The organism is Streptomyces sp. NPDC034103 (assembly GCF_055575395.1).
This window is the reverse complement of sequence record NZ_JBVISS010000008.1, coordinates 69,719-94,098: the sequence shown is the minus strand read 5'-3', so window position 1 is coordinate 94,098 and position 24,380 is coordinate 69,719. Positions and strand designations below refer to the sequence as shown.

The following is a 24,380-nucleotide window of genomic DNA, read 5'->3' as shown; positions in this document are numbered from 1 at the left end:
TGTGAGTCAGGATGAGCGCGGGCTGAGTGGAGGTCTGCGGCCGATCGGTTCCGTCTACCAGTACGACGACGGTTTGTACGTGCGGGTGGACGACGTCCTGCCCTACGCGCTGGCAGATGCCGGGGACGGCCACGGGTACCGGCAGGGTGACGACCTGGTGCGGTGCACCCTGTCTCTGAGCAACGGCACCGGGCAGCCGCTCGACCTCGACGGCGTCACCTTGCTGGTGCGGGGAGGGCCGTACGGCAAGACGGGCCGTCAGGTGCAGGACTACCGCAGTGACGTGCTCGATAGCGCGCTTGAAGGCACCCTTCTCGCGGGGCGCAGGGTCTCCGCCACGTGGGCCTACAGCATTCCGGCAGGGACCGCCGGTGACCTGGACATCGAGGTCCGCTTCCCGGCGCGCGACCGGGGGAGCGTCACGTTCAGCACGACGTCGGGCGCTGCTGCGGGGGCCGGTGCGCGCCCCCTACCGATGGCGTTCGACCAGTCCGTACTGTTCGGTGAGCAACAGCAGTCGTTGTTGGCGGAACAGGACCACGCCCCGGGGCCCCCGACCGGAACCGGACACGCTGTCCCGGCCGCAGAGGGGCGGCGGGCGACCGCATCTCCCGGGCTTGACGCCGTCCCGGCCCAGTCTGCCGGTCTCGGGCGTCAGCCCTCCCGATCGCTGGTCCCGGAGGTCTCCGCCGACGGTCTGGACGCCGCTCGGGTCCGGCAGATCTTCCGGTTCCTCGCCGAGGCCGAGGAGTCGAAGACGCGCCCCGTGCGTACGCTCGACGGGGCTGCCGGCACCGTGTGGTTCGACGAGCTGCCGGACGACGACGGCGTCGAGGTGATGACCGACGGCGCTCTCGTGGGGGACGACCCGGCCTGGCTGACCGTCGCCCGCCCCGAACGCGAGGACGCGCCACACCCCAAGGCGCTGCTCGCGCCATGGGTGGACGAGACCCGAATCCGTGACTTCAAGGAGCTCCGCGCCCCGCACCTGCGCCGCCGTATCGAACCCGAGTTCCCAGACTGGTCCCGGGGCATCCCGCTCGACAAGACCTACCACGAGCTGGACGAACACCCCCGGCGGGAGAAGATTGAGAAGCTGTACGCCGCCTGGGAGCAGGAATGGCTCGCCTGGGCGGAGCGTCGCCGCGCGATCGACCCCGTGGTCAGGCTGTACGACCGGCTGCACAAGATGCACGAGGATGCCGTGGGCCTCGGTGAGGCGTACGAACTAGTGCTCGGGCTGGGCCGGCTCACCTGGCAGACGACCACCGGGCAGCGCGTGGAGCGGCACCTCATCACACACCGTGCCACCCTCCGGCTCGACCCGTCCACCGGCACGCTCACCGCCGCCCCCGACCCAACCGGCTCGGGCCTGGAACTCGAAGAAGGCATGCTCGAAGGGGCCCAGCACGTGCCGGGCGCCGTGCGCGAGACGATCGTCGAGGTGCTGGAAGGCGCCTTGGACGTGACCGACCCCGAACACCTCGACGCCGTACACACCGCTCTGCGCAGTTGGGTCAACGCCGCGCACAGCGCCGGGAGTTACGCGCCGGCCGTCGAGCGTGTCAAGCCCCGCAGTCTCGACGTCCCGCAGGTAGGACTCACCCCCGCGCTCGTCCTGCGTGAGCGCAGCCGCCGCTCCACCATGGACGCTCTCAAGGCCATCGCCCGGCAGATCGACGCGGGCACCCCGCCCACCGCGTTGCTCCGTCACATCGCCGGTCGGGACGGCGCGTTGACGGCGGCGGACCTCGCGGCGGCGGAGGACGACGGAACGACGCAGGACGATGACGAGATGTACTTCGCACTGCCCGCCAACGAGGAACAGCGCACGATCGCCGAACGCCTGCGCGCCAACCGTCTCGTCGTCGTCCAGGGACCACCCGGCACCGGCAAGACGCACACCATCGCCAACCTGGTCACCGACCTGCTCGCCCAGGGCAAGCGCGTCCTCATCACCAGCCACACCCCGCGCGCTTTGCGAGTGCTGCGGGACAAGCTGCCGGAGTCGGTCCGTGACCTGTGCGTGAGCCGCACCGAGGACGGTGCGGCAGCCCAGCGGGAGCTGGAGGCATCCGTGCAGCGGATCCTCGGCGAGTACGCGGGCTACGACGCCAAGGCCTCCCGCAAGGCGATCCGGACCCTCCAAGCGCGCCTCGCCCAGGCCCGTGCCGCTCAGCAGGCCATGCTGCGCGACCTCGCCGTACTGCGCGAACAGGAGACGCACCGCTTCGAGGCGGAGATCGGCGACTACAGCGGCAGCCTGCAGGAGATCGCCGAGCGCCTCACCGCGGAATCGGGACGGTACGACTGGCTGGGCCCGGTCCCGCAGGAACAGCCCGCCCTGAGCACCGCCGAGGTACTGCGCCTGCTGCACACCACCCGCGCGTACACCCCGCACCACCAGGCCCTCGCGGCCGAGGTGCCCGGCCCCTCCGAACTGCCGGGCCCCGGCGACTTCGAGGAGGCCGTACGCATCGTACGGTCGGCCGAGGAAGCACACGCCGCCGCGCGCCAGGACCCGCTGTGCGCGGAGTACGACACGGCCGTGAGGACCCTCGGCGAGGGGGAACAGCAGCGGCTGTCCTCCGCGCTCGATGCCTTCGCCACCACCCGCGCCCGCGCCGCGGCTCTCGCCGCCGCAGCCGGTGATTGGGCCGCAACACTCCTGAGGCAGGTGACCGAGGGACAGGACTGGCAGGCACGCAGCCGGCGGGCCGCCGTCACCGAAGCCTTGGCGGCCGTCGACAGCTCGCTCGCCCTCCTGGGCACGGCCATGGTCAGCGGCCTGGAACAGTACGACCCGGCCACAGCGCTCGCGCAGGTCACCGCCCTGCACGACGGTCTCGCTCAGGGACAGAAGCTGCGCGGCCCCCTCGGTATGCGCTCCAAACTGGCCAAGACGGCCGGCGCGTTCGCGGAGAACGTACGGGTCGACGGCCGAGCGCCGGAGGACGTCCCGACGTCGGCCGTCGTCCTCGCCCGCGTCCAGCTGGAACTGCGCCTGGCCCAGGTGGAGTCCGAGTGGGGCACACCCGTCGCCGCCTGGCAGGGACACGGACCGCGCCTGGCACGGTTGCGACAGGACGCGGACGTGCTGGACGCGCTGCTCGCCGTCGCCGCCGCCCGCACCGACGTCCTGACCGCCGCGGCCACCTCCCCGGCACTCGCGGTCGCCATCTGGCACGACCCGGACGTCGAGAACGCCGTACGCACCCTGCTGCGCGCGTCGACCACCCTGCGCGCGGCCGAACAGTCCCGCAAGGTCATTGTGGACACTGATGAACTGCTGCGCGCCTGGGCCGACCGGCCCGGAGTGTCGCCCGCCGTCGTGCGTGTACTCGACACCGTCCGCGACCGTGATCCTGACGGCTACCGCACCTTCAGCGACGAGATGGCCGAGGTACGCCAGGCCGCCCGGCTGCGAGCCGAGCAGGACGCGGCCCTCGCTCGCGTCCGTGAGGCGTTCCCGGCCCTCGCGGACCGCATCGTCGACACTCACGCGGACAGCGCCTGGGACGTCAGATTGCCCTCGCTCGCCGAAGCCTGGGCCTGGTCCGCGTGGCGCGACCGCATGGAACGGCTGACCGACCCCGAGGCCGAGCGTGCCCTGCGCCGACGGTTGACGGAGGCCGACGACGAGGCCCGCATCATGCTCGCGCGGCTCGCCGCCGCCCGCGCCTGGCACCGCTGCCTCGGCCTTCTCACGGGCGACCAGTCCCGGGCACTCAGCGCCTACCAGCAGGCCGCACGGCGCATCAAGGGCAAGTACCAGCACCGCTACCGACGCGACGCTCAAGCCGCCCTGCGCAAGGCGCAGACGGCGGTGCCGGCCTGGATCATGCCGCTGCACCAGGTCGCCGAGACCGTGCCGATGGACCGGCCGGGACTGTTCGACGTCGTCATCGTCGACGAGGCCAGCCAGTCCGGGCTTGAGGCCATGCTGCTGAGCTGGCTCGCCGACCGCATGGTCGTCGTCGGCGACAGCAAGCAGGTCAGTCCGTCCAACGTGGGCCTCAAGCAGGACGAGTACTTCCACCTCAGGGATCGTCTGCTCACCGCGCTGGAACCGGACGTCCGCAGCCTGTTCGGCCCCGAGTCCAGCTTCTTCGACCTCACGGAAGCGCTCTCGGCCGGCCGAGGCACGCTCATGCTCAAGGAGCACTTCCGGTGCATGCCGGAGATCATCTCCTTCTCCAACGACCTCTGCTACAACCGTGATCTGCTTCCCCTGCGGCAGTACGGCGCCGACCGACTGCCCCCGGTCCGCACGGTGTACGTCGAGAGCAGTGAAGCAGCCGGCGCCAACACCCGGCTGACCAACACCGCCGAGGCCGAGGCCCTCGTCGACACGATCGTGCGCTGCTGCGCCGACCCCGCCTACAACGGCAAGACCATGGGCGTCGTCAGTCTCCGCGCGAGCAAGGGGCACCTGACGGAGCTGGAGAACCTGCTCGCCGAGCGCCTCGACTACGAGCAGCGGGAGGCGCGGCGCATCCGGGTCGGCGACGCCGAGGACTTCCAGGGCGACGAGCGGCACATCATGTTCATCTCGTTCGTCAACTCGGCGACCACGGCCGCCGGAGCGGTCCCGGGCGGCTTCAACGGCAAGACCTACGAGCAGCGCATCAACGTGGCGGCCTCGCGCGCCCAGGACCAGGTGTGGGTGTTCCACAGCGCGCGGGCCGAACAGTTCCACGAGAACGACCTGCGCCGACGGTGGCTCGACCACCTCACCCGTCCCGCGGAGGAGGACGTCGTCGCGGTCGAGGGCGAGGTCCTGCCCGACGTCCGGCACGAGGCGTTCGACAGCCTGTTCCAGCAGAAGGTGTACCTGGAACTGACGGCACGGGGCCACCGGGCCCGCCCGGGATACAAGGTGGGTCGCCACACGATCGACCTGGTGGTGGAGGGCGGAACGCGTCGCCTAGCGGTCGCCTGTGACGGCGACGCCTTCGCTGAGGGGGAGGACGCCTCCACCGCGGCTGCCAGACAGCGCGATCTGGAACGCGTCGACTGGACGTTCGTCCGGATCCGGGGCAGTCGCTTCCACCTGGACCGCGAGCAGGCGCTGGCCCCGCTGTGGGCCGAGCTGGAACGGCTGGGCATCGAACCGGTAGGGCGGGAGGCGGAAGGCCCCGGTGCCGCTGATGACGCGGCGACCGGTGGGGCGGAGCCGATCGGTGAGGCGGGGGCCGGAGGGGAGGCGGCGGCCGACACCGACCTGGTCGTGACGGGGCACGTGGCCGAGACCGGTGAGGTGGCCCGGGCAGGGGTCGCTGATGCTGCCACGACTGGTGATGCTGCCATGGTCGGTGATGGCGTGTCGTCCGAGCCGTGGGACGCGTCCAGCCATGAGGCGGGGAACCGGGACACGGCGCGAGCGCACGTGCCGACCGACACTGCGGCCGCTCTGGGGGCGGTGCCCGCGCCCAGGGCTACGGACCCGCGCGAGTCCCTGAGCGGTCCGGTCCGGCGGGCCACGCCTGCTCCGACGCGCCCGCAGGCCAGGACCGCGGACAGCGGCACCACTCCCACACGGGCGGCCGGCGTGACGGTGCCTGAGGCAGCGATCGCCGCACGGCCGGCGATGCCCAACCCGGCCGCTCCGAGTGCTCTGCCGGTCCGGGAGATCCCCGCCGAAGCCTTCCAGCGGCTGTTCCGTGAGGTGCAGCAGTTGCAGGCGGCGATCGACGCGCCCGCTGAGACCCCCGAAGGCGCGGACGCTGCCCAGCTGGTGTTCCTCAGGAAGACCCAGGCCGAGCAGCGCGACCGGCGCACCCAACGCCTCGCCTTCTTGCGGACCTTCCTCGACTCCGTCGGCGTCGGGCAGGGAGGAACGGTCCCCGACGTCGTGATTCCGGGAGCGCTGCTCCGCCTGGAGTTCGACGGTCAGGTGGACGAGGACACCTTGTACACGATCGCCGAACTTCCCACCGAGGAGGCGGACATCGTCTCTCCGTCCTCTCCTCTCGGCCACGCGCTGACCTGGCAGCCGACGGGACGCGAGATTTCGTACGACGCGTCCCAGGGCACATCGCGCACGGTCGTCGTGCGGGAGATCCGCGTCTGATCGAGACCACGGCACCGTGACCGGACAGGCCCTGCCCCGCGGACCCACCTCTGGCTCCCCGGGGCAGGGTCCGGTGCGGTGCGGCTCAGTCGGTGACCGGGTCCAGCATGCGGCTCCGCTCACCGCTCCAGGAGATCGCCAGCGCGTCGCGCGCCCGCGTACAGGCCACGAAGAGCAAACAGTGCTCGGCCAGAAGATCCGAACGGTGCTGCACGGCGTCCTCGTCGGCCGGCGTCACCTGCGGAGCGAACGGCAGCACGTTGGACGTCACGCCGACGACAGCCACACAGCGGAACTCCAGCCCCTTCATGGCGTGCATCGTCGCCACGCGCACACCCGACACCGTCGGCCCCGGGTCGTCCTTGACCGCGACGGCGGGGATGCCCTCCCGGCGCAGGCGGGCGATGACCGCGTCGACCAGTGTGTTGAACCGGGCGCACACCGCCACTTCAGATGCCTTCACACCGTCCTGGTCGACCCACGTGCGGATCTGTTTCACCAACGCGCGCAGTTCGTCATCCTGGTTGCCATGGCCTCGAGCCACCGGAACGCGGCCGTGCAGCTCGGAACGGTAGCCGCGAAGCGAGTCCCGCCCGCCGTCGTCCTCGTCGTCCTCACCGAGTCGCCCCACCGGCTGACCGTCCAGGAGGGACGCGGACCAGCGCAGAATCTCCTCCGTGCTGCGATAGTTCAGGCGCAGCCGGGACGTGCGTCCACGCACGTTGACGCCCAGGGACCGCAGCGAGACCCGGGAGTCGTAGATGCGCTGATGGGGATCACCGACGAGGAACAGGTCGTCGGCCCGCTCGGCCACGCAGGCACGCAGCACCCGCCACTGGGCCGGGTGCAGGTCCTGTGCCTCGTCCACCACGACGTGACGGTAGCGCGGCCCTTGCTCGGCGAGAATCCGGGCGGCCTGGTCGCACACCATGGTGTACGTCGCGGAGTCGCGCGAGGCCAGATCCTGCGTGAACCGGTCCATGACCCGCCACAACCGGGCCCGTTGCACTCGCCCCACCTGCGTGCCGCGCCCTCTGCGCACACATCTCAGGTACTCCTCGGGCGTGCGTAGCCCCTGAGCCAACACGACGTTGCGGAACTCCTGGGACAGGAAGCGCTCCGACCAGGGCAGGTCCTCGCGCGCGGCGGCACGGGCCCACGCGCTCTTCTCCGCTGCCGCCGACAGCGGTTTCGGCGAACTGCCCCTGGCCTCTCGGATGACCCGGGCGGCCAGCGAGTCCACCGTCGTGACGTCGACACGGGCGAGCAGATGGGCGTCGGCATCGCCGAGCAGGAGAGCCAGGCTGTCCCGCAGGGCGGCCGCCATGGCGTTGGTGAAGGTGGTGAGCAGGACCCGGTCGCCCTCGCGTCCGGTGCGCAGCAGGTGCCGTACCCGGTGCAGGGCGACGACCGTCTTGCCGGTGCCGGGGCCGCCCGTCACCTGAGCCGGTCCGTTGAAGCCCGGATGGTAGGCGTACCGGCGCTGGGCGGGGTGCAGGAAGACACGCCAGCGGGTGAAGTCCTCGGTGAGGATCCGCTCCAGCTCACCGGGGCCGGTGACCTCCACCATGCGGTCGGGCGTGTTGAGGATCGCCTCGCTGAGCGTGACGGCCGGCCGGTCCTGTGCCGTGCGCACCGTCTGCCCGCGCGGGGCGATCAGCTGCTCCCAGACGTCCTGGGGCGAGTAGTCGGCCGCCAGGTACTCCAGTACCTCGTACTGATCTGCGGGCATCATGGGCGGAGCCATGACCGTCAGATCGTCGGCGGTGACGCACACGCGCGCCAGTCGCAAAACCTGCTCGTCGATGCCGAGGTCACGCAGCACGGTGTCGGAGTGGTGCGCGAACAGCCGGGCCGGGGTCTGGACCGCCTTCGTCTCGAAGTAGGTCTCCATCTGCTCGAGTGCTTCGACATTGCGCACCTCCAGACCGCCGGTGGCGCCGTTGACCGAATAGGCGCGCTTGCAGGCCCAGTTGATCGCCTCGTCGTGGGGTGCCACCCTGAGGAGAGTGAACAACTCGCTGCCGTCGTCCGGGGCGAGGAGAACGCCCCGGTAGAACCTGGTGACCCGGATCGTACGGATCCGGGGGTCGCGCGCCCGCTCGAGCTTCTCCAGATGCATTCCCTTGCTCGCGTGGAGCTGAGGCACGGTCAGGCTCTGGAACATCCGGATCGTGTCGTTGACTTCCTTCTGAACAGGCCTCTGCAGGGAGATCAGATCCGCGACGAAGTCGTCGGAGAGGGCGAGACGGGGCATGGGAGTCCTCGGGTCGCGGACGGGTGGTAGGCGCTCGATGGGCGGCACCAGCCTAGAGACTGACGGGACGACGAGCGACGGACCCCCCAGTATTCGTTGTGTGAACTGAGTCAACGGGTCTATATTTCTCGTGCTGCCACACCGGGTGCACATCCGCCCCAACGGCCCTGTCCGAAAGGACCCACCGCATGCCGGCCCAGCCTGCCAAGGCCGCTGTTCCACACCCGCTCGACGAGGTTCCCCAAACGTTCCGTGCCGGGGACTCCTACGCGGTGCGCGACGCACTCGTGCACTACGTCCGTCGGGATCTGTTGGGCCCCTGGGATGGTGAGACAGAAACGCTGCCGAGCGCGTCCTCCGGTCCTCGTGACCGATACCTGGTCGGCATGCTCGGTCCGCGACCCCAGGCCGTCACCGCGGACCGGATCGCCCGTGCCGCCGCCCAGGGCGCGGACGGGGAGTCGGGTGACGAGCAGGAAGGTGACGACAGCGATCTGCAGGACCGGTTGAGCCCCCAAGCGGCCGGGCACATCTGGGCATCCTCCATGGGGCTTTCCTTCACCGCTCCGGCCTCCGTCGGCACACTCAGCGCCACTGTCCGCTGGGGTCGCTACACCCAGTCGGACGAGGCCACGGAGCGGGGGACGACGCGCAGGGTCTGGTCACGTGAGCCCCTCGAGCGCCTGGTGGACATCGACGTGACCGACGGGGCCGACCGCACCGTTCAACTCGACGGCGACACCGTCGTCCTCGACGTACAGGTACGGCGGCACACCGGCCGCACGGGCGCCGAGGACCTGCGCATAGTCGAGCTGGCCCTGATCAACCGGCAGCCGGACAGCGCGGACGCACGTGACGCGCACTGGCTCTTTCAGACCGAGATCGACGTCACAGCCTTCCCCGACGACCAGGCCGCCGTTTTCCTGCCGGTCGACGACCCCCTCGACCCGGCGAGCCATGACCATGCGCCCGAGGATGCCGAGGAGCGCCGACTGCGCCTCCTCTACCGGGACAGCCTCAGCCACGCCAAGGGCCGCAACGTCGCCGTTCACGCGCACGTACGCGAGGGGGAGCGCAACGCGCACCGCCTGACCACCGTCTGGCTTCCCGAGTACGACGTCAGGGCGACCACCGCGCCGGCGCTTGAGGAACAGGACCTCCTCCAGGGGCTTGAGCTAGGCATGGACGAGCTCGCGGCACTCGCCGTGCCCGGCCGCCGGGCCGAACTCAGCACCGTCCTCGCTCCGTTGGCCGACGGATACGGCACATGGCTGGAGCAACAGCGCCGCAGTGCCGCCTTGCTCCCCGCGGACCTACGAGAAGCGGCCGAGACCGCGATCGAGCAGGCACTCGAGGTCTGCGACCGGATCACCCTCGGCATCGACCGGCTCGTGGCCGACGAGACGGCCCTGCTGGCCTTCCGGTTCGCCAACCGCGCCATGGCCCTGCAGCGCCGCAACACGGCCATCGCGGCCGCCCGCGCCGGCCACGAGAACGATCCCCGGTCCTACCAGGAGGCCTACGACGAGATTCACGGAAAGGGCAAGACGGCAGCCATTTGGCGCCCGTTCCAGCTCGCCTTCGTCCTGCTGAACATCGACTCCCTGACCCAGCCCGGACACCCGCACCGTGGCACCGGCCGTGAATCCCTCGTCGATCTGCTGTTCTTCCCGACCGGCGGTGGCAAGACCGAGGCATATCTCGGACTCGCCGCCTACACCTTCGCACTGAGGCGTCTCCAGGGCACCCTGGGCTCGGGTACGGAAGCCCGCAGCGGTGAAGCGGGCGTGGGCGTTCTCATGCGCTACACCCTGCGGCTGCTGACCGCCCAGCAGTTCCAGCGCGCCGCCGCCCTGGTGAGCGCCTGCGAAGTCCTGCGCCGCGAGGAGTTCGCGCGGGACCGGCGCTGGGGACCCACCCCGTTCCGCATCGGGCTCTGGGTGGGCACCTCCGTCTCACCGAACTGGTTCGACGAGGCCAAGGAACAGATCGCCGAAGCCAAGGAGAACGCCAGCGACAAGCACGCCCGGGTCCTGCAGGTCCTCACCTGCCCCTGGTGCGGCAGCGGGCTGACCGCTCGCTCGAACATGGAGTACGACGAAGGCCGCCGCAGAGTCCTGCTGTACTGCCCTCGCGGCGAGGGGGAGGACCGCTGCCCCTTCTCCCGTCGCGAAGCGCTCGGTGAGGGCATCCCCGTGCTCACCGTCGACGAGGAGATCTACCGGCTGGCACCCTCGCTGCTGATCGCCACCGTCGACAAGTTCGCCCAGCTTCCCTGGAACGGCTACTCCGGCCTGCTGTTCGGCAGGGTCACCGAGCTGTGCCCCCGTCACGGCTACCGCCACGACGACCTGGACGCCAAGACCGGCTGCGGCGGCCGCCACAACGCCAGGGGCGACCTGCCCGGCGTCACCGCCCAGCCCGTCACCCGCCTGCGACCCCCGGACCTGATCATCCAGGACGAGCTCCACCTGATCTCCGGAGCCCTCGGCACCACCGTGGGCCTCTTCGAGGCGGCCGTCGACCAGCTGTGCACGTGGAGCTTCACCGACGTGCACGGAGGACGACACGAAGTCGGGCCCAAGATCGTCGCCTCCACCGCGACCACCAAGCGGGCCGCCGACCAGGTGCTCGGTGTCTTCGGCCGCAAGGTCGCCGTCTTCCCTCCCCAGGTGCTGGACGTCGGCGACACCTTCTTCTCCCGGCAGGTGGAACTGAGCCGGGAGAATCCCGGCCGCCGCTACCTCGGCGTCTGCGCGCACGGCACCCGCCTCAAGGCCGCCGAGATCCGCGTCGCGGAGATCCTGCTGCTCGCGGCGCAGCAGCTCTTCGACGACTACGGCAGGCCGGCGGACCCGTACATGACCCTCGTCGGCTATTTCAACGCGACGCGTGAACTCGCCGGCATGCGGCGGTACATGGACGACGACATCACCACCCGGGTGCGATCCAACGGCAGCCGCAAGGGCCAGGACACGCTGTCGGACCGCATCGTCAGCAGAGCCGGGATGCTCAGCATCCAGGAACTGACCTCACGCATCTCCTCCTCGGACATCGGCGCGGCCCTGAAGCGGCTGGAGATCGAGTTCGACCCCGAGCGGGACACCTCGGTGCGCAGGCGGGCCTTCCTGCGCGAGTACGCCGCCGCCGTGAAGGACAAGCGCGAGCCCCGAGCATCCATGACGCCGTTTGTTCGCCAGGCCGTCGATGTCGTCCTCGCGACCTCCATGCTGCAGGTCGGTGTTGACGTTTCCCGCTTCGGCCTGATGCTCGTCGTGGGCCAGCCCAAGAACACCGCCGAGTACATCCAAGCGTCCTCGCGGGTCGGCCGGGACGCCGCCCGTCCGGGCCTGGTGGTGACCCTCTACAACTGGTCGCGCCCCCGAGACCTGGCCCACTACGAGGACTTCGAGCACTACCACGCGACGTTCTACCGACAGGTGGAAGCCCTGTCCGTCACCCCGTACACACGCCGCGCGCTCGACCGAGGTGTCACCGCCACCTACGTCGCCGCCCTGCGCCACGCGGCCTACGAGTCCTCTCGCAACCTCGACGCCCACAACGTCGACCTCGACGGACCGGTCGCCCAGGAAGTCGAACGGCGGCTCCTGGAACGTGCGGAACGGGTGGGAGGCGAACGGCCCCGCCAGTACCTGAGCGAACGTCTGGACCGGCTCAAGGACGAATGGCGCCGCAAACGCGACGAGAGCAGCTCGGCCCTCGCCTACCGCAAGGAGAAGCACAAGACGACCGTCGTGAACGGTCTGCTGCGACGGGCGGACGGGTCCCGGTGGACCGAGCTGACCGTCGGCATGTCGATGCGCGAGACGGAGAACGAGATCAACCTGCTCCTCCCCGGCGGAGGCGCCTTCCTGGAAGAACCCTCGGGCGACGGCCCCGACTGGACGTTCGGCGCCTCGGGGACCGACTCCGGCACCGACCCGGACACGGCGAGCACCGTGGACAGCGACGAGTACGGCCCCGTCACGGCCGACACGGTCAGGAAGGCACAGCGATGAGCAGCCAGGGCAGCAACCGCAGAGTCGGCGCCGTACGGCCCAGCCACCTCATGTTCACCGCCGGAGTCGGCGCCCTCGTGGACCTGCCCAACTTCTCCGTCCTGATCCGAGGAATCGACTCCTGGAGTCACTCCGGCGTCACCGACTACGACATCGACGAACCCCGACTGCGCGCCGCCGTCAACCGGTCGCTCCAGCGCTACGGACGCGGCCAGATCGAGCAGTTGCGTGCCGCTCCCTGGCTGGAGGGCGCCGACACGGACCCGAAGGGCTGGGCGGCACAGGGCGTCGGAGTCCCCGTCACACCGTTCCCGCAGTGGCTGCGGTGTACTGCGTGCAATGTGCTGGCCGCGATCGACTCGGGCGAGTTCGCCTTCGTCAACGCCAACCCACGGACACCGCACGAGGCGAAGTTCGTCCACGACTGCAAGCGAGGCAAGCCGCTGGCCGTGGCGGCCCGCTTCACCCTCGTGTGCACTGCCGGCCACCTCGATGAGTTCCCGTACACCGTGTACGTGCACCGTGGGCAGGCCTGCGGCAAGACGCCGCGCCCGAAGCTGCGCATGAAGGACCACGGCGGCAACCAGGCCGCCAACGTCACCATCGAATGCGTCGCCTGCGGCGTGAAGCGCAACATCCGGGAAGCCATGGGCGAACGAGGCCGGCGCAACCTGCCCCGGTGCCGTGGACGGCATCCGCATCTCGGCACCTACGAGACGAACGGCTGCGACCAGGAGCCGGTCCTCATGGTGGCGGGCGCGTCCAACCAGTGGTTCCCCCTCACCCTCAGCGCCCTGGCACTGCCCAAGGCGCAGGGCGGAGACATCGGTAAGCTCCTGGACGATCACTGGCCCGATCTCGAACTGATCGAGGACCGAGCGCAGTTCGACTTCATGGCGCGCATGCCCAAGTTCACCTTCCTCAAGGAGTTCGACGCCGACACGGTGGTCGCGGCGATCACAGCCCGCAAGCAGGGAACCGCTGGCCCGGCCCCCTCCGCCCCCGACATCCAGGCCGACCTCTTCGGACCTGAATGGGACGCGCTCTCCGGTCCCGTACCCCTCCCCAGCGACGATTTCGCACTCCGGCAGATGCCCGTGCCGGCCCGCCTGAGCGAGTTCTTCGCCGACATCCGGCAGGTCGAGCGGCTGCGCGAGGCACGAGCGTTGATCGGGTTCAGCCGGCTCGACGCGCCCGACCCCGAATCACCGGAGATTGCCACGCGCGTCGAATTGTCCCGTGGGATCCGGAACTGGGTACCGGCCAGTGAGGTGCGCGGCGAGGGCATCTTCCTCCGCGTGCGGGACGGCCTGATGGCCGAGTGGACCGCTCGTATGGAGAAGTCACCGCTGATGGAGGCACACCGACAGGCTTACGCACGGTTCCGCGCCAACCGGAAGTCGGACCGTAAGACCAGCGACTTCGACCCTTACTACGGCTGGCCCGGAGCGCGGTACCTCGCCCTGCACACCCTCTCCCATCTGCTGATCCGCACCATCGCCTTGGAGTGCGGCTACAACTCCGCCTCACTCGCCGAGCGGATCTACGCGGGGGACGAAAAAAATCCGAAGACGGGCATCCTGATCTACACCGCCGTCCCGGACTCCGAGGGGACTCTGGGCGGTCTGGTCTCTCTGGCCGAGGAGCAGGAGTTCGACCGAATCGTGCGCAGGGCACTGATCGACGCCCGCCACTGCTCGGCCGACCCGCTCTGCGCGGAGCGCCTGCCGCAGGACCCGGCCGACTTTCTCCACGGAGCCGCGTGCCATGTCTGCCTGTTCGTGTCGGAGACCACGTGCGAACGCGGCAACCGGTTCCTGGACCGCCGGTTCCTCGTCCCGTTGACCGGGGACCACGATCCGGTGCTGACGCCGGTCGGTCTGCTGCCGTGAGTCGACCCGCGTTCGAGGGCGCTGCCGAGGCCGCCGTCGCGGCCCTCGGCCTCTCTCGCAGCAAGGACCTTGTCGGCTTGCTCGCCCAGGGACGCACCAAGGAACGCGTACTGACCGAACTGGCGACACCGAGAGTCAGCGAGGCTGTCGCGGCGCTCTACGACGCCATGCAGTCGGAGTCGGTGCCTGCGTCCGAGGCGGCTGCCTACGTGCGCGGCTATGTCGCCGCCCGACGGCAGGCCCGGGACACGGTCCGGGTCCGCACCGTGTGGAGCGGTCCCTCAACACCGGGGGTACCGGTGCGCGCCACCGCTCAGGTGCTAGTCGAGGTCATCAACGAGGCACAGCACGAACTGCTGGCAATGACGTACGCCGCTCGTTCGTATCCCGCCCTGACAAGAGCCCTGACAGACGCTGCGGGCAGGGGCGTGCAAACACACGTAGTGGTCGAAACTCTGGCCGGTGCAGGAGGACTGCTCTCGGGGAAGGAACCGGCCGACGCGTTCGCGTCAGTACCCGGACTGCGGCTGTGGGTCTGGGCCCGGGGCCCTGCCGAACGGGGCCGCTCACGTCAGCACGCCAAACTGGCCGTCGCCGACCGCCGCACACTCCTGCTCGGCAGCGCCAATCTCACCGAGTCCGCCGCCAGGCGCAATATCGAAGCAGGCGTGCTGGTGACCGGCGGTGAAGCGCCGCGGCGCACGGCAGAGCACATCGTCGAACTGCAGCGCCTCGGCATACTCAGACCTTTCCCACGACAGGCTCCTGGGTGACCACTGAACCGTTCTCGAGCGCATCAGCGGCGGTTCCGGCACCGGGCGCGAGCACATCCTCGAAGTAGCGCTGGAAGTGTCCTCCGCTCCGGGAGCCTCAATGACATTGCGCAGGCGGACGGGCTGACGCGGGCCGGTCTGCTGAGCACTACCGAACAAGCAAGTGGTCCTGCCGCCACCCATGTAACAGCGGGACACCCCCCCCGTGCCGGGGTGGCTGCCTTTGTTCATCGAGTACCAGGTCGTGCTCCCTGCCCGGTGCCCGCGGGCACCGGGTCCAGGCCTTGGTGGCCCTGTTCGTACTCCGATGCCGCCTCGGTGGCGTCGTCCGTCACCCACAACATGCATTTCCCGCATGCCCTTGTACCGCTGCTCTCTCCCATCTCGGCGACGGGGCAGATCGGAGGCCGTATCAACCTGGTCATTCGTCACGAAAGTCAGTAACGGGTCAGTGTGAGTCCTGGAACACCTGAGGACAGCTGACCGAGCATGCGCAGTGGTTGTACGCTCCGGAGACCGCCCTTGACCTGCACAGCAGGCAGGGAGCAGACAGAACGGGAGCTTTTTCATGTTTCGTACCATGTTCAAGTCCAAGATCCACCGCGCCACCGTCACCCAGGCCGACCTGCACTACGTGGGATCGGTGACCATCGACGCGGACCTCCTCGACGCCGCCGACCTGCTGCCCGGCGAGCTCGTGCACATCGTCGACATCACCAACGGCGCCCGGCTCGAGACGTACGTGATCGAGGGCGAGCGCGGCTCGGGCGTGATCGGCATCAACGGGGCCGCCGCCCATCTCGTCCACCCCGGCGATCTGGTGATCATCATCAGTTACGCTCAGGTGACCGATACCGAGGCGCGGGCGCTCAAGCCGAGGGTCGTGCACGTGGACCACGACAACCGGATCGTGGCCCTGGGCGCCGACCCGTCGGAGCCCGTACCGGGCTCGGACCAGGAGCGCAGCCCGCAGGCGGTACCGGCCTGACCCCGAACCGCCTTCGACCAGGAGCGTGCCCATGAGCGACATCGAGATCCGCGACGACCGGGCGGCCGGCCGCCTGGAGGCACTCGGCGCCGGCGAAGTGGCCGGCCGCATCGAGTACTTCGTCCTGGAGTCGCCCGGGCGCGCCCTGGTCCCCGTTCACACGATCGTGGAACCGGCCCATGAGGGAAAGGGCATCGCGGGCTCCCTGGCTCGCGAGCTCTACGCCCTGGCCGAGCGCGAGGGCATCGTGGTGGCCCCGCTCTGTCCTTACGTCGTCAAGTGGGCCGAACGCCACCCCGAGGAGGCCCCGCCCGCCGACCCCGAGCTGCTGCACGCGGCGAAGGGCTGGCTGAGGGCCCACCCCGAGCGCTTCTGACGTGTCATCCGGGTGACTGGCGCACGGGACGCCGGGTACGCGGGGGAGTAGTCCAGAGCCGACCTCTTCTCTGGCTGGAGGACACGATGACCAACCCGTTCCCGGATCCCGTCCACCCGGGCCCGACCCCTGGGCCCGTCCCGGAGCCCCCGCAGCCCCCGGCACCCACCCCGCCGCCGGGCCCGGGCCCGCAACCGACCCCGGACCCCGTTCCGCCGACCCCGTCCCCCGTTCCGCCGGGCCCGGAGCCCGTACCCAATCCGGAACCGGGCCCTCCGCTGAGTTGAGCGACCGGGTGCGGCTGAACGCCCCGACAGGGGCGCGGGGAACCGTGCGACAGTTCCCCGCTCAGCCGCACCCGTGACTGCGCGAACGTCCCTAGGCGTCGATCTCCGAGCGGTCCCCGCCCCACAGCGTGTGGAACGACCCCTCGCGGTCCACCCGCCGATAGGTGTGCGCCCCGAAGAAGTCCCGCTGACCCTGCGTCAGCGCCGCGGGCAACCGCTCGGACCGCAGCCCGTCGTAGTACGCCAGCGCCGCCGAGAACCCGGGCGTCGGCACCCCCTGCCGGGTCGCCGCGACGATCACCTCACGCCAGTCGTCCTGGGCGTCGGCGATCTCCCGCGCGAACGTCTCGTCGGACAGCAGGCTCGGCAGGTCGGCCCGCGCGTCGTACGCGGCCCGGATCCGGTCCAGGAACGCGGCCCGGATGATGCACCCGCCGCGCCAGATCGCGGACACCGCACCGAGGTCGATGTCCCAGTCGTACTCCTCGCGCGCGGCCGCGATCTCGTGGAAGCCCTGCGTGTACGACACGATCTTCGAGGCGTACAGCGCCTGCTCGACCCGGTCGGCGAACGCCCCGGCCTCCGCCTCGCTCAGCGCCGTCGCCTTCGGTCCGGCGAGCCCCCGGGACGCGGCCCGCAGGTCCGCGTGGCCGGACAGGGACCGGGCGAAGACCGCCTCGGCGATGCCGGACACCGGGACGCCCAGGTCGAGGGCGATCTGCACGGTCCAGCGGCCGGTGCCCTTCTGCTCTGCCTGGTCCACGACCACGTCCACGAAGGGCTCGCCGGTCGCCGCGTCCACGTGGGACAGCACCTCGGCGGTGATCTCGATCAGGTAGGAGTCCAGGCGCCCGGTGTTCCAGGTCCGGAAGATCTCCGCGATCTGCGCGGGCGCGTACCCGGCGACATCGCGGAGCAGTTGGTAGGCCTCGCCGATCAGCTGCATGTCGGCGTACTCGATGCCGTTGTGCACCATCTTCACGAAGTGCCCGGCGCCGTCGGCACCGACGTGCGTCACACACGGCGCCCCGTCCGACGCCTTCGCCGAGATCTTCTCCAGCATCGGGCCGAGCGAGTCGTACGACTCCTTCGAGCCGCCCGGCATGATGCTCGGTCCGTTGAGCGCGCCCTCCTCGCCGCCGGAGATGCCGGTGCCGACGAAGTGGATGCCCTGCTCGCGCAGTTCACGCTCGCGGCGCCGGGTGTCGGCGAAGTGCGCGTTGCCACCGTCGATGATCATGTCGCCGGGCTCCAGGAGCGGGGCGAACTCCTGGATCACCGCGTCCGTCGGGTCGCCGGCCTTCACCATGATCACCAGTCGGCGGGGCCGCTCCAGCGCCGCCACGAACTCCTTGGCGGTCTCGGCCGCGATGAAGTCGCCCTCGCCGCCGAACTCCTCGATGAGGGCGCGGGTACGGGACGCCGTTCGGTTGTGCACCGCGACCGTGTATCCGTTCCGGGCGAAGTTCCGCGCCAGGTTGCTGCCCATGACCGCGAGGCCCGTGACGCCGATCTGCGCTGAAGTGCTCATTCGATGGGCTCCTAGAGGATCCGTTATCGGTGGTGCCGGTCGTGCCAGCCAGTATCACTCCACCGGCCGTCCTGACGTGCCGGTACGCCGGGCGCGTGTCCGGACCGGTGACGTTCCGTGGGCAGATACGCGCGGGGAGGCCCCCTTGCCTCAACCGTGGTGCGGGGGAAGTCGATTCCCGGTCGTTCGGCGGTCAGGGCGGCCGATAGCCGTCTTGTCATGGCCTGTTCGGGGCGCTTACTTTTGGCCCTCCTGACGAATGTCGAGGGGGAGCCCCCATGGCCGTACGCGGCCGGCACCGCCGGTATCAGCCGAACAGGATCAACCGCGCCTCACTCACCGTCACGGCGGGCGGCGCCGGCATGGCGATCCCGCTGATCGGCGCCGGTACGGCCCAGGCGGCCGACGTGGACACCTGGAACAAGGTCGCCGCCTGCGAGTCGACCGACAACTGGAGCATCAACACCGGCAACGGCTACTACGGCGGCCTGCAGTTCACCCAGTCCACCTGGGAGGCGTACGGCGGCACGCGGTACGCGCCGCGGGCCGATCTGGCCACCAAGGACCAGCAGATCGCCGTGGCCGAGAAGGTGCTGGACGGACAGGGTCCGGGCGCCTGGCCGACGTGCTCGGTCAAGGCCGGCCTCACCCGTGGCGGTGGCACCCCGGACATCCACCCCGCGTCCGCCAGGACGTCCGTGGCGGACGTCCAGCCGCAGACCACGCCCCAGTCCCGGGCCGGCAGGGCCGAGATGTACACCGTGGTCCACGGCGACACCCTCTCCGGCATCGCCGACCGGCAGGACGTGAAGGGCGGCTGGCAGCGGCTCTACAGCGCCAACCGCAAGACCATCGGCGCCGATCCCGACCTGATCGTGCCGGGGCAGCGGCTCAGTCTGCGGGGCAAGGCGGTCACGTCGACCACCCAGACCTCGACCGGCTCCAGGTCGTCCGAGGAGAAGAAGACCTCCGGCGACACCGGGCAGAGCACCCGCTCGCTCGTCGCCCCGGTCGACGCGCCCACCGGAACGCCGTACCACAAGGCGGGCTCGCTGTGGTCGAAGGGCTATCACACGGGCGTGGACTTCGCGGTCGCGACCGGCACGACCGTGAAGGCGGTCGCGGCGGGGCAGGTGGTCAGCTCCGGGTGGGCCGGCTCGTTCGGCTACCAGGTGGTGATCCGGCACGCGGACGGCCGGTACTCCCAGTACGCGCACCTGTCGGCGATCTCGGTGAAGAGCGGGCAGGGCGTCGGTGCCGGTCAGCGCATCGGCCGCTCGGGGTCCACGGGCAACAGCACGGGCCCGCATCTGCACTTCGAGGTGCGGACGGGGCCCGGGTTCGGCTCGGACATCGACCCGATCGCGTATCTGCGAGCGGGCGGCGTCCGGCTCTGAGGTCCTGCGCGTGCGGGGAACCTGCGGTCAGGATCTGACACGCATGCGGTGCCGGTCGAGGACCGGGACGGGCACGTACGAGGCGCCGTAGAGCGGGCCGTACAGGTACACCGGGGAGTCGTCCGGGTCCCGGGGCGCGGCGTCCTGGGCCGGCTCCGGTACCGGGACCAGGACCTCCTCGCGGACCGCGGACTGCCCGGGGAGGACGGCGAGCAGTTCCTCGGCCGTGGTGGTCCCGGCCAGACCCGCCAGCAGCGTCTCGGCGGTGACCGCGGCGGGCTCCGGCACGGTCGCCTGAGCCGGCGGCTCGGCCGGCGCCTTGACCGGCTCGGGCAGCGGCTGCGGTTCCGTGCGGGCGAGCCGCTCGGTCGTCAGCAGGATCAGTCCGCCCGTCGCCACCACACCGCAGCCCAGCGCGAGCAGGGTGCCGGTGGTGCCGTAGCGGAAGGTCTCGCCGAACATCGTGATGCCGACCGCAGCCGCGGCGACCGGGTTCACGACCGTCAGGGTGGCCAGCGGGGCCGCGAGACCGGCGCCGCGGTAGGAGGCCTGCGACAGCAGCACACCGGCCGTGGCCAGCACGCCGATCACCGCCAGGGAGGGCAGGTCCGCCGCCGTCACGCCACCGGTCCAGTCGACCGCGACGGTCTTGGTGAACACCGAGGACATGCCGAACGCGATACCGGACGCCGTGGCGAGCAGGATGCTGCGCACCGCCGGGTGCCGGTGGGCCGCCCGGCCCGCGATCATCAACGCCACGACCGCGCCCGCGGTGACCGTCGCGACCGCCATCCGCTGGGTGGTGTCCAGCGACTGCGCGTCGGACGTGCCGACCAGGGAGAGCAGACCCGCCAGACCCACGGTCGCCATGATCGCGCCCCGCCAGGCCGTCGCCCCCGCCTTGCGGCGCACGAACAGCGCCGCCATCGGCAGCGCGAAGACGATCGTCAGGGCGCCCAGCGGCTGGACCAGGCTCAGCGGGCCGTACGCCAGCGCCACCACGTGCAGCAGTCCGCCGAGGCCGTTCAGCGCCACCGCCGCCCACCAGCTCGGCCGCCGCAGGGGCGCGAACTGCTGCTCGGGGGAGGACACCGCGACCTGCTCCTGGACGATCGCCCCACCGGCGTAGGCGACGGCGGAAACGAGCGACAGGAGCACGGACAACGCGAGGGCGCTCATGAGCTGCTCCTCTGCGTGAGGCAGGGGCGAAGGCCCCGGCGCGGCGAACGGTCGGCTTCCATGTGCAACACGATGCCGTGAAAAGCCATTCCCGTCGTCGTCCCTGAGCAGGCAATGGGTCCTACTGCCGATGGAGTACTGCGGGGAGCGGGTCCTCCCCAGGGTGCATGCCACCCTCCACAACCCTCCTGAGGGCATCCCCTAGGGGCCTTGGTACTACTGCTCCTCGTGGACCTCGACGCCGATCTCACCGCGCTCCGCCCGCTCGGCGGCTTCTTCCTCCTACGCATGGGAGCAGCCCAGCGTTCGGCGCTGCCGACGCTCGCACAGGCGTACGCCATGGAACAGGAGGAGGCGTACGAACATGTCGTGACTTTCCGTGTCCACAAGGTCGGCGCCGCCCTGCGCGCCCCCGAGGCCCGCGTGGCCGCCTCCGTCGCCCAGCAGGGGCTCGCGGCCCGGCTCTGGTCGGTCGCGCTCGGCTGTGCGGTCCTGTACGGCCGGATGCCCGACCTGGACGCCCGGCTCCTGCGCTGGGACCCGGACGGCAGCGCCCCCGACGACCTCTGGCTCACCGAGGTCCGCCCGCGCCCCGGGGACGCGGCCCACCTCGCCCAGGCCGTGCTGGAGGGCCACCTCGAACCGCTCGCGGCGGCACTGCGCACCCGGTACCGGATCGCGCCGGGCCTGCTGCGCGGCAACGCGGCCTCCGCGCTGACCGGAGCCACCCGGCAGCTGGAGAGCTGGGCGCGGGCCCACGGCCGTGCCGACGCCGTCGCCCGCACCCGCGCCCTGACCGCCGATCTCCTCGCCCACCCCCTGCTCGCCGGCACCGGGACCCTCACCGCAACCGCCTTCCGGCGGCGCAGCTGCTGCCTCTACTACCGGGTGCCCGGCGGGGGCGTGTGCGGCGACTGCTGCTTCACACGGCCCCCGCGGTCTTCCCCGGGCGCCGGATCCAGGTGACCATGAAGGACGACCGACCACTGAGAACAGGGGGGTTCCGGGTGCGAGTGGGCCTGCTGAGCCGGGAGTACCCGCCGGACGTGTACGGCGGCGCGGGTGTCCATGTGGAGTTTCTGGCCCGGGAGTTGAGCTCCCTGATCGACCTCGACGTGCACTGCTGGGGCGAGGCCTCCGTGAAGGAACGCGCCTCGGGCGTGGTCCGCCACCGCCCCTGGCCCGCGCTCGACACCGCCAACGACGCGCTGCGCACCTTCTCCGTGGACCTCGCGATGACCGCCGGCCTGCAGGACCGCGAACTCGTGCACTCCCACACCTGGTACGCCAACCTCGCCGGCCATCTCGGCAAGCTGCTGTACGGCATCCCGCACGTGATGACCGCGCACTCGCTGGAGCCGCTGCGCCCCTGGAAGGCCGAGCAACTCGGCGGCGGGTACGCCCTGTCGAGCTGGGCCGAGCGCACCGCGATCGAGGCCGCCGACGCGGTGATCGCCGTCTCCAGCGCCATGCGCGAGGACATCCTCGGCTGCTATCCCTCCCTCGACCCGGCCCGGGTGCACGTCGTGCACAACGGCATCGACACCGCGCTCTACCGGCCCGACCACGGCACCGACGCCCTCACCCGCATCGGCCTCGACCCGGGCCGCCCCTTCGTGCTCTTCGTCGGCCGCATCACCCGGCAGAAGGGCGTGCCCCATCTGCTGCGCGCGGTACGGGACATCGACCCGGCCGCGCAGGTCGTGCTGTGCGCGGGAGCGCCGGACACCCCGGAGATCGACCGCGAGTTCCGTGAGCTCTTCCAGGAGTTGAGCGGTGTCCGCGAGGGCGTGCACTGGATCCCGCAGATGCTGCCGCGCCCCGACGTCATCCAACTCCTCACCCACGCGGCCGTGTTCGTCTGCCCCTCGGTGTACGAGCCGCTCGGCATCGTCAACCTGGAGGCCATGGCGTGCGGCACCCCCGTCGTCGCCTCCCGGATCGGCGGCATCCCCGAGGTCGTCGAGGACGGTGAGACGGGCCTGCTGGTCCCGGTGGACGACGACTTCGAGCCCGCGCTGGCCCGCGCGCTGGACTCCGTCCTCGGCGATCCGGAGCGCGCGCGGCGGATGGGCGAGGCCGGACGTCAGCGCGCGGTGGGGGAGTTCGGCTGGGACGCGGTGGCACGGCGGACCGTGCGGCTCTACGAGGAGATCCTCAAACAGGCTTGCTGAGAAGATCCGCAAACAGGCGTACCAAGGGCCCGTCCAGGGCAGGCATGGGTCAAACCAGGGTGAGGGGAGCGGCCATGCGGCGTGGCGGACCTTCGGTGCTCGGCATCGTACTGGCGGGCGGGGAGGGCAAACGCCTGATGCCCCTGACCGCGGACCGCGCCAAACCAGCGGTCACCTTCGGAGGAACGTATCGCCTGGTCGACTTCGTGCTGTCCAACCTCGTCAACGCCGACATCCTGCGCATCTGCGTCCTGACGCAGTACAAGTCGCACTCGCTGGACCGGCACATCACCACCACCTGGCGGATGTCGAGCCTGCTCGGCAACTACGTCACGCCCGTCCCCGCCCAGCAGCGGCTCGGCCCGCGCTGGTTCCTCGGCAGCGCGGACGCCATCCTGCAGTCGCTGAACCTCGTGTACGACGAACGGCCCGAGTACGTCGTGGTGTTCGGCGCCGACCACGTCTACCGGATGGACCCGCGGCAGATGCTCGCCCAGCACATCGAGAGCGGCGCGGGGGTGACGGTGGCGGGGATCCGGGTGCCGCGCTCGGAGTCCTCGTCCTTCGGTGTGATCACGCCCGGTTCGGACGGGCTGACGGTGGACCGGTTCCTGGAGAAGCCCGCCGACCCGCCCGGGCTCGCGGACGACCCGGAGTGCGTGTTCGCCTCCATGGGCAACTACATCTTCACCACCAAGGCGCTCATCGAGGCGCTCCAGCGGGACGCCGAGGACCAGAGCTCCGTGCACGACATGGGCGGCTCGATCCTGCCCCAGCTCACCCAGCGCGGCGACGCCCAGCTGTACGACTTCAGCGCCAACCACGTCCCCGGCGAGACCACGGGCGACCGCGGCTACTGGCGGGACGTGGGCACCCTCGACGCGTACTACGACGCCCATATGGACCTCATCGCCGAGCGTCCCGCGTTCAACCTCTACAACCGCCAGTGGCCCATCTACACCCACTCGGGCCAGCTCTCCCCGGCCCGTTTCAACGCGGGCGGCATCGCGAGCGAGTCCATCATCAGCGCGGGCTGCCTCATCCGGGGGCAGGTCACCCGGTCCGTGCTGTCGCCCGGCGTCCGGGTGGACCCGGGGGCGGTGGTGCAGGGCTCGATCCTGCACGACAACGTCCGGATCGGGCGGGGCGCGGTGGTGCGCGGGGCCGTGCTCGACAAGAACGTCGAGGTCCCGCCGGGTGCGACGATCGGGGTGAACCCGGAGCGGGACGCGGAGCTGTACACGGTCTCCAAGGGCGGGGTCATCGCCCTCGGCAAGGGCCAGCAGGTGCCCTGAGCCACGCCGACGGACACCCCGTGACGGGCGGGGTGCCCGGGGTCGGGCTTAATCTGCTGTTAACTGTGCGTAGCTTGATCGTACTTGACCGTAATCACCTGTGGGCGCTTGACTGCTTGCTCACCCGTCGTCGACGCGA

At 70.6% G+C, this 24,380-nt stretch carries 13 protein-coding genes; 10 read left to right on the top strand and 3 right to left on the bottom strand.

The window, feature by feature from the left end; all coding sequences use genetic code 11:
- The first annotated feature begins 1 nt into the window (after position 1).
- The gene (locus ACZ56U_RS18920) at positions 2–6,073 is read left to right on the top strand and encodes an AAA domain-containing protein (protein ID WP_469085137.1); all 6,072 of its coding nucleotides are present in this window, start codon (positions 2–4) and stop codon (positions 6,071–6,073) included.
- 85 nt (positions 6,074–6,158) lie between these two features.
- On the opposite strand, the gene ACZ56U_RS18915 is transcribed toward ACZ56U_RS18920, so the two are convergent.
- A complete protein-coding gene (locus ACZ56U_RS18915; protein WP_469085136.1) occupies positions 6,159–8,330 on the bottom strand; it encodes a UvrD-helicase domain-containing protein in 2,172 nt (723 codons plus the stop codon).
- A 188-nt stretch (positions 8,331–8,518) separates the two neighbouring features.
- Here ACZ56U_RS18915 and drmA point away from each other — a divergent pair, with 188 nt between their 5' ends.
- The 5 genes from drmA (at position 8,519) to ACZ56U_RS18890 (ending at position 16,378) form a co-directional block, all read left to right on the top strand.
- Positions 8,519–12,349 (top strand): DISARM system helicase DrmA, encoded by a 3,831-nt coding sequence (drmA, locus tag ACZ56U_RS18910; RefSeq protein ID WP_469085135.1) that lies wholly within the window; start codon positions 8,519–8,521, stop codon positions 12,347–12,349.
- The gene (gene drmB / locus ACZ56U_RS18905) at positions 12,346–14,241 is read left to right on the top strand and encodes a DrmB family protein (RefSeq protein WP_469085134.1); all 1,896 of its coding nucleotides are present in this window, start codon (positions 12,346–12,348) and stop codon (positions 14,239–14,241) included. The genes drmA and drmB overlap by 4 nt, the downstream gene beginning before the upstream one ends.
- Positions 14,238–15,014, top strand: coding sequence for a DISARM system phospholipase D-like protein DrmC (drmC, locus tag ACZ56U_RS18900; RefSeq protein ID WP_469085133.1), 777 nt, complete (start codon positions 14,238–14,240; stop codon positions 15,012–15,014). The genes drmB and drmC overlap by 4 nt, the downstream gene beginning before the upstream one ends.
- A gap of 568 nt (positions 15,015–15,582) precedes the next feature.
- On the top strand, positions 15,583–16,002 hold the full coding sequence (panD, locus tag ACZ56U_RS18895; protein ID WP_469085132.1) for an aspartate 1-decarboxylase: 420 nt from the start codon (positions 15,583–15,585) through the stop codon (positions 16,000–16,002).
- 31 nt (positions 16,003–16,033) lie between these two features.
- Entirely contained in the window at positions 16,034–16,378 is a 345-nt protein-coding gene (locus tag ACZ56U_RS18890; RefSeq protein ID WP_469085131.1) for a GNAT family N-acetyltransferase, read from the top strand.
- A 378-nt stretch (positions 16,379–16,756) separates the two neighbouring features.
- Here the strand turns inward: ACZ56U_RS18890 and gndA are convergent, their stop codons facing one another.
- The gene (gene gndA, locus ACZ56U_RS18885; RefSeq protein ID WP_469085130.1) at positions 16,757–18,196 is read right to left on the bottom strand and encodes an NADP-dependent phosphogluconate dehydrogenase; all 1,440 of its coding nucleotides are present in this window, start codon (positions 18,194–18,196) and stop codon (positions 16,757–16,759) included.
- 278 nt (positions 18,197–18,474) lie between these two features.
- Here gndA and ACZ56U_RS18880 point away from each other — a divergent pair, with 278 nt between their 5' ends.
- Positions 18,475–19,593 (top strand): transglycosylase family protein, encoded by a 1,119-nt coding sequence (locus ACZ56U_RS18880; RefSeq protein WP_469085129.1) that lies wholly within the window; start codon positions 18,475–18,477, stop codon positions 19,591–19,593.
- Between the two features lie 27 nt (positions 19,594–19,620).
- Here ACZ56U_RS18880 and ACZ56U_RS18875 read toward each other — a convergent pair whose 3' ends face one another.
- The gene (locus ACZ56U_RS18875) at positions 19,621–20,772 is read right to left on the bottom strand and encodes a DMT family transporter (RefSeq protein WP_469085128.1); all 1,152 of its coding nucleotides are present in this window, start codon (positions 20,770–20,772) and stop codon (positions 19,621–19,623) included.
- Positions 20,773–20,982: 210 nt separating this feature from the next.
- Here ACZ56U_RS18875 and ACZ56U_RS18870 point away from each other — a divergent pair, with 210 nt between their 5' ends.
- The 3 genes from ACZ56U_RS18870 to glgC all read left to right on the top strand — a co-directional run bounded on the left by ACZ56U_RS18870 (position 20,983) and on the right by glgC (position 24,241).
- Positions 20,983–21,738, top strand: a complete 756-nt coding sequence (locus tag ACZ56U_RS18870) for a (2Fe-2S)-binding protein (protein WP_469085127.1) — start codon at positions 20,983–20,985, stop codon at positions 21,736–21,738.
- A gap of 41 nt (positions 21,739–21,779) precedes the next feature.
- Positions 21,780–22,946, top strand: coding sequence for a glycogen synthase (gene glgA / locus ACZ56U_RS18865; RefSeq protein ID WP_469085439.1), 1,167 nt, complete (start codon positions 21,780–21,782; stop codon positions 22,944–22,946).
- A gap of 74 nt (positions 22,947–23,020) precedes the next feature.
- On the top strand, positions 23,021–24,241 hold the full coding sequence (glgC, locus tag ACZ56U_RS18860; protein ID WP_469085126.1) for a glucose-1-phosphate adenylyltransferase: 1,221 nt from the start codon (positions 23,021–23,023) through the stop codon (positions 24,239–24,241).
- Positions 24,242–24,380: the final 139 nt, after the last annotated feature.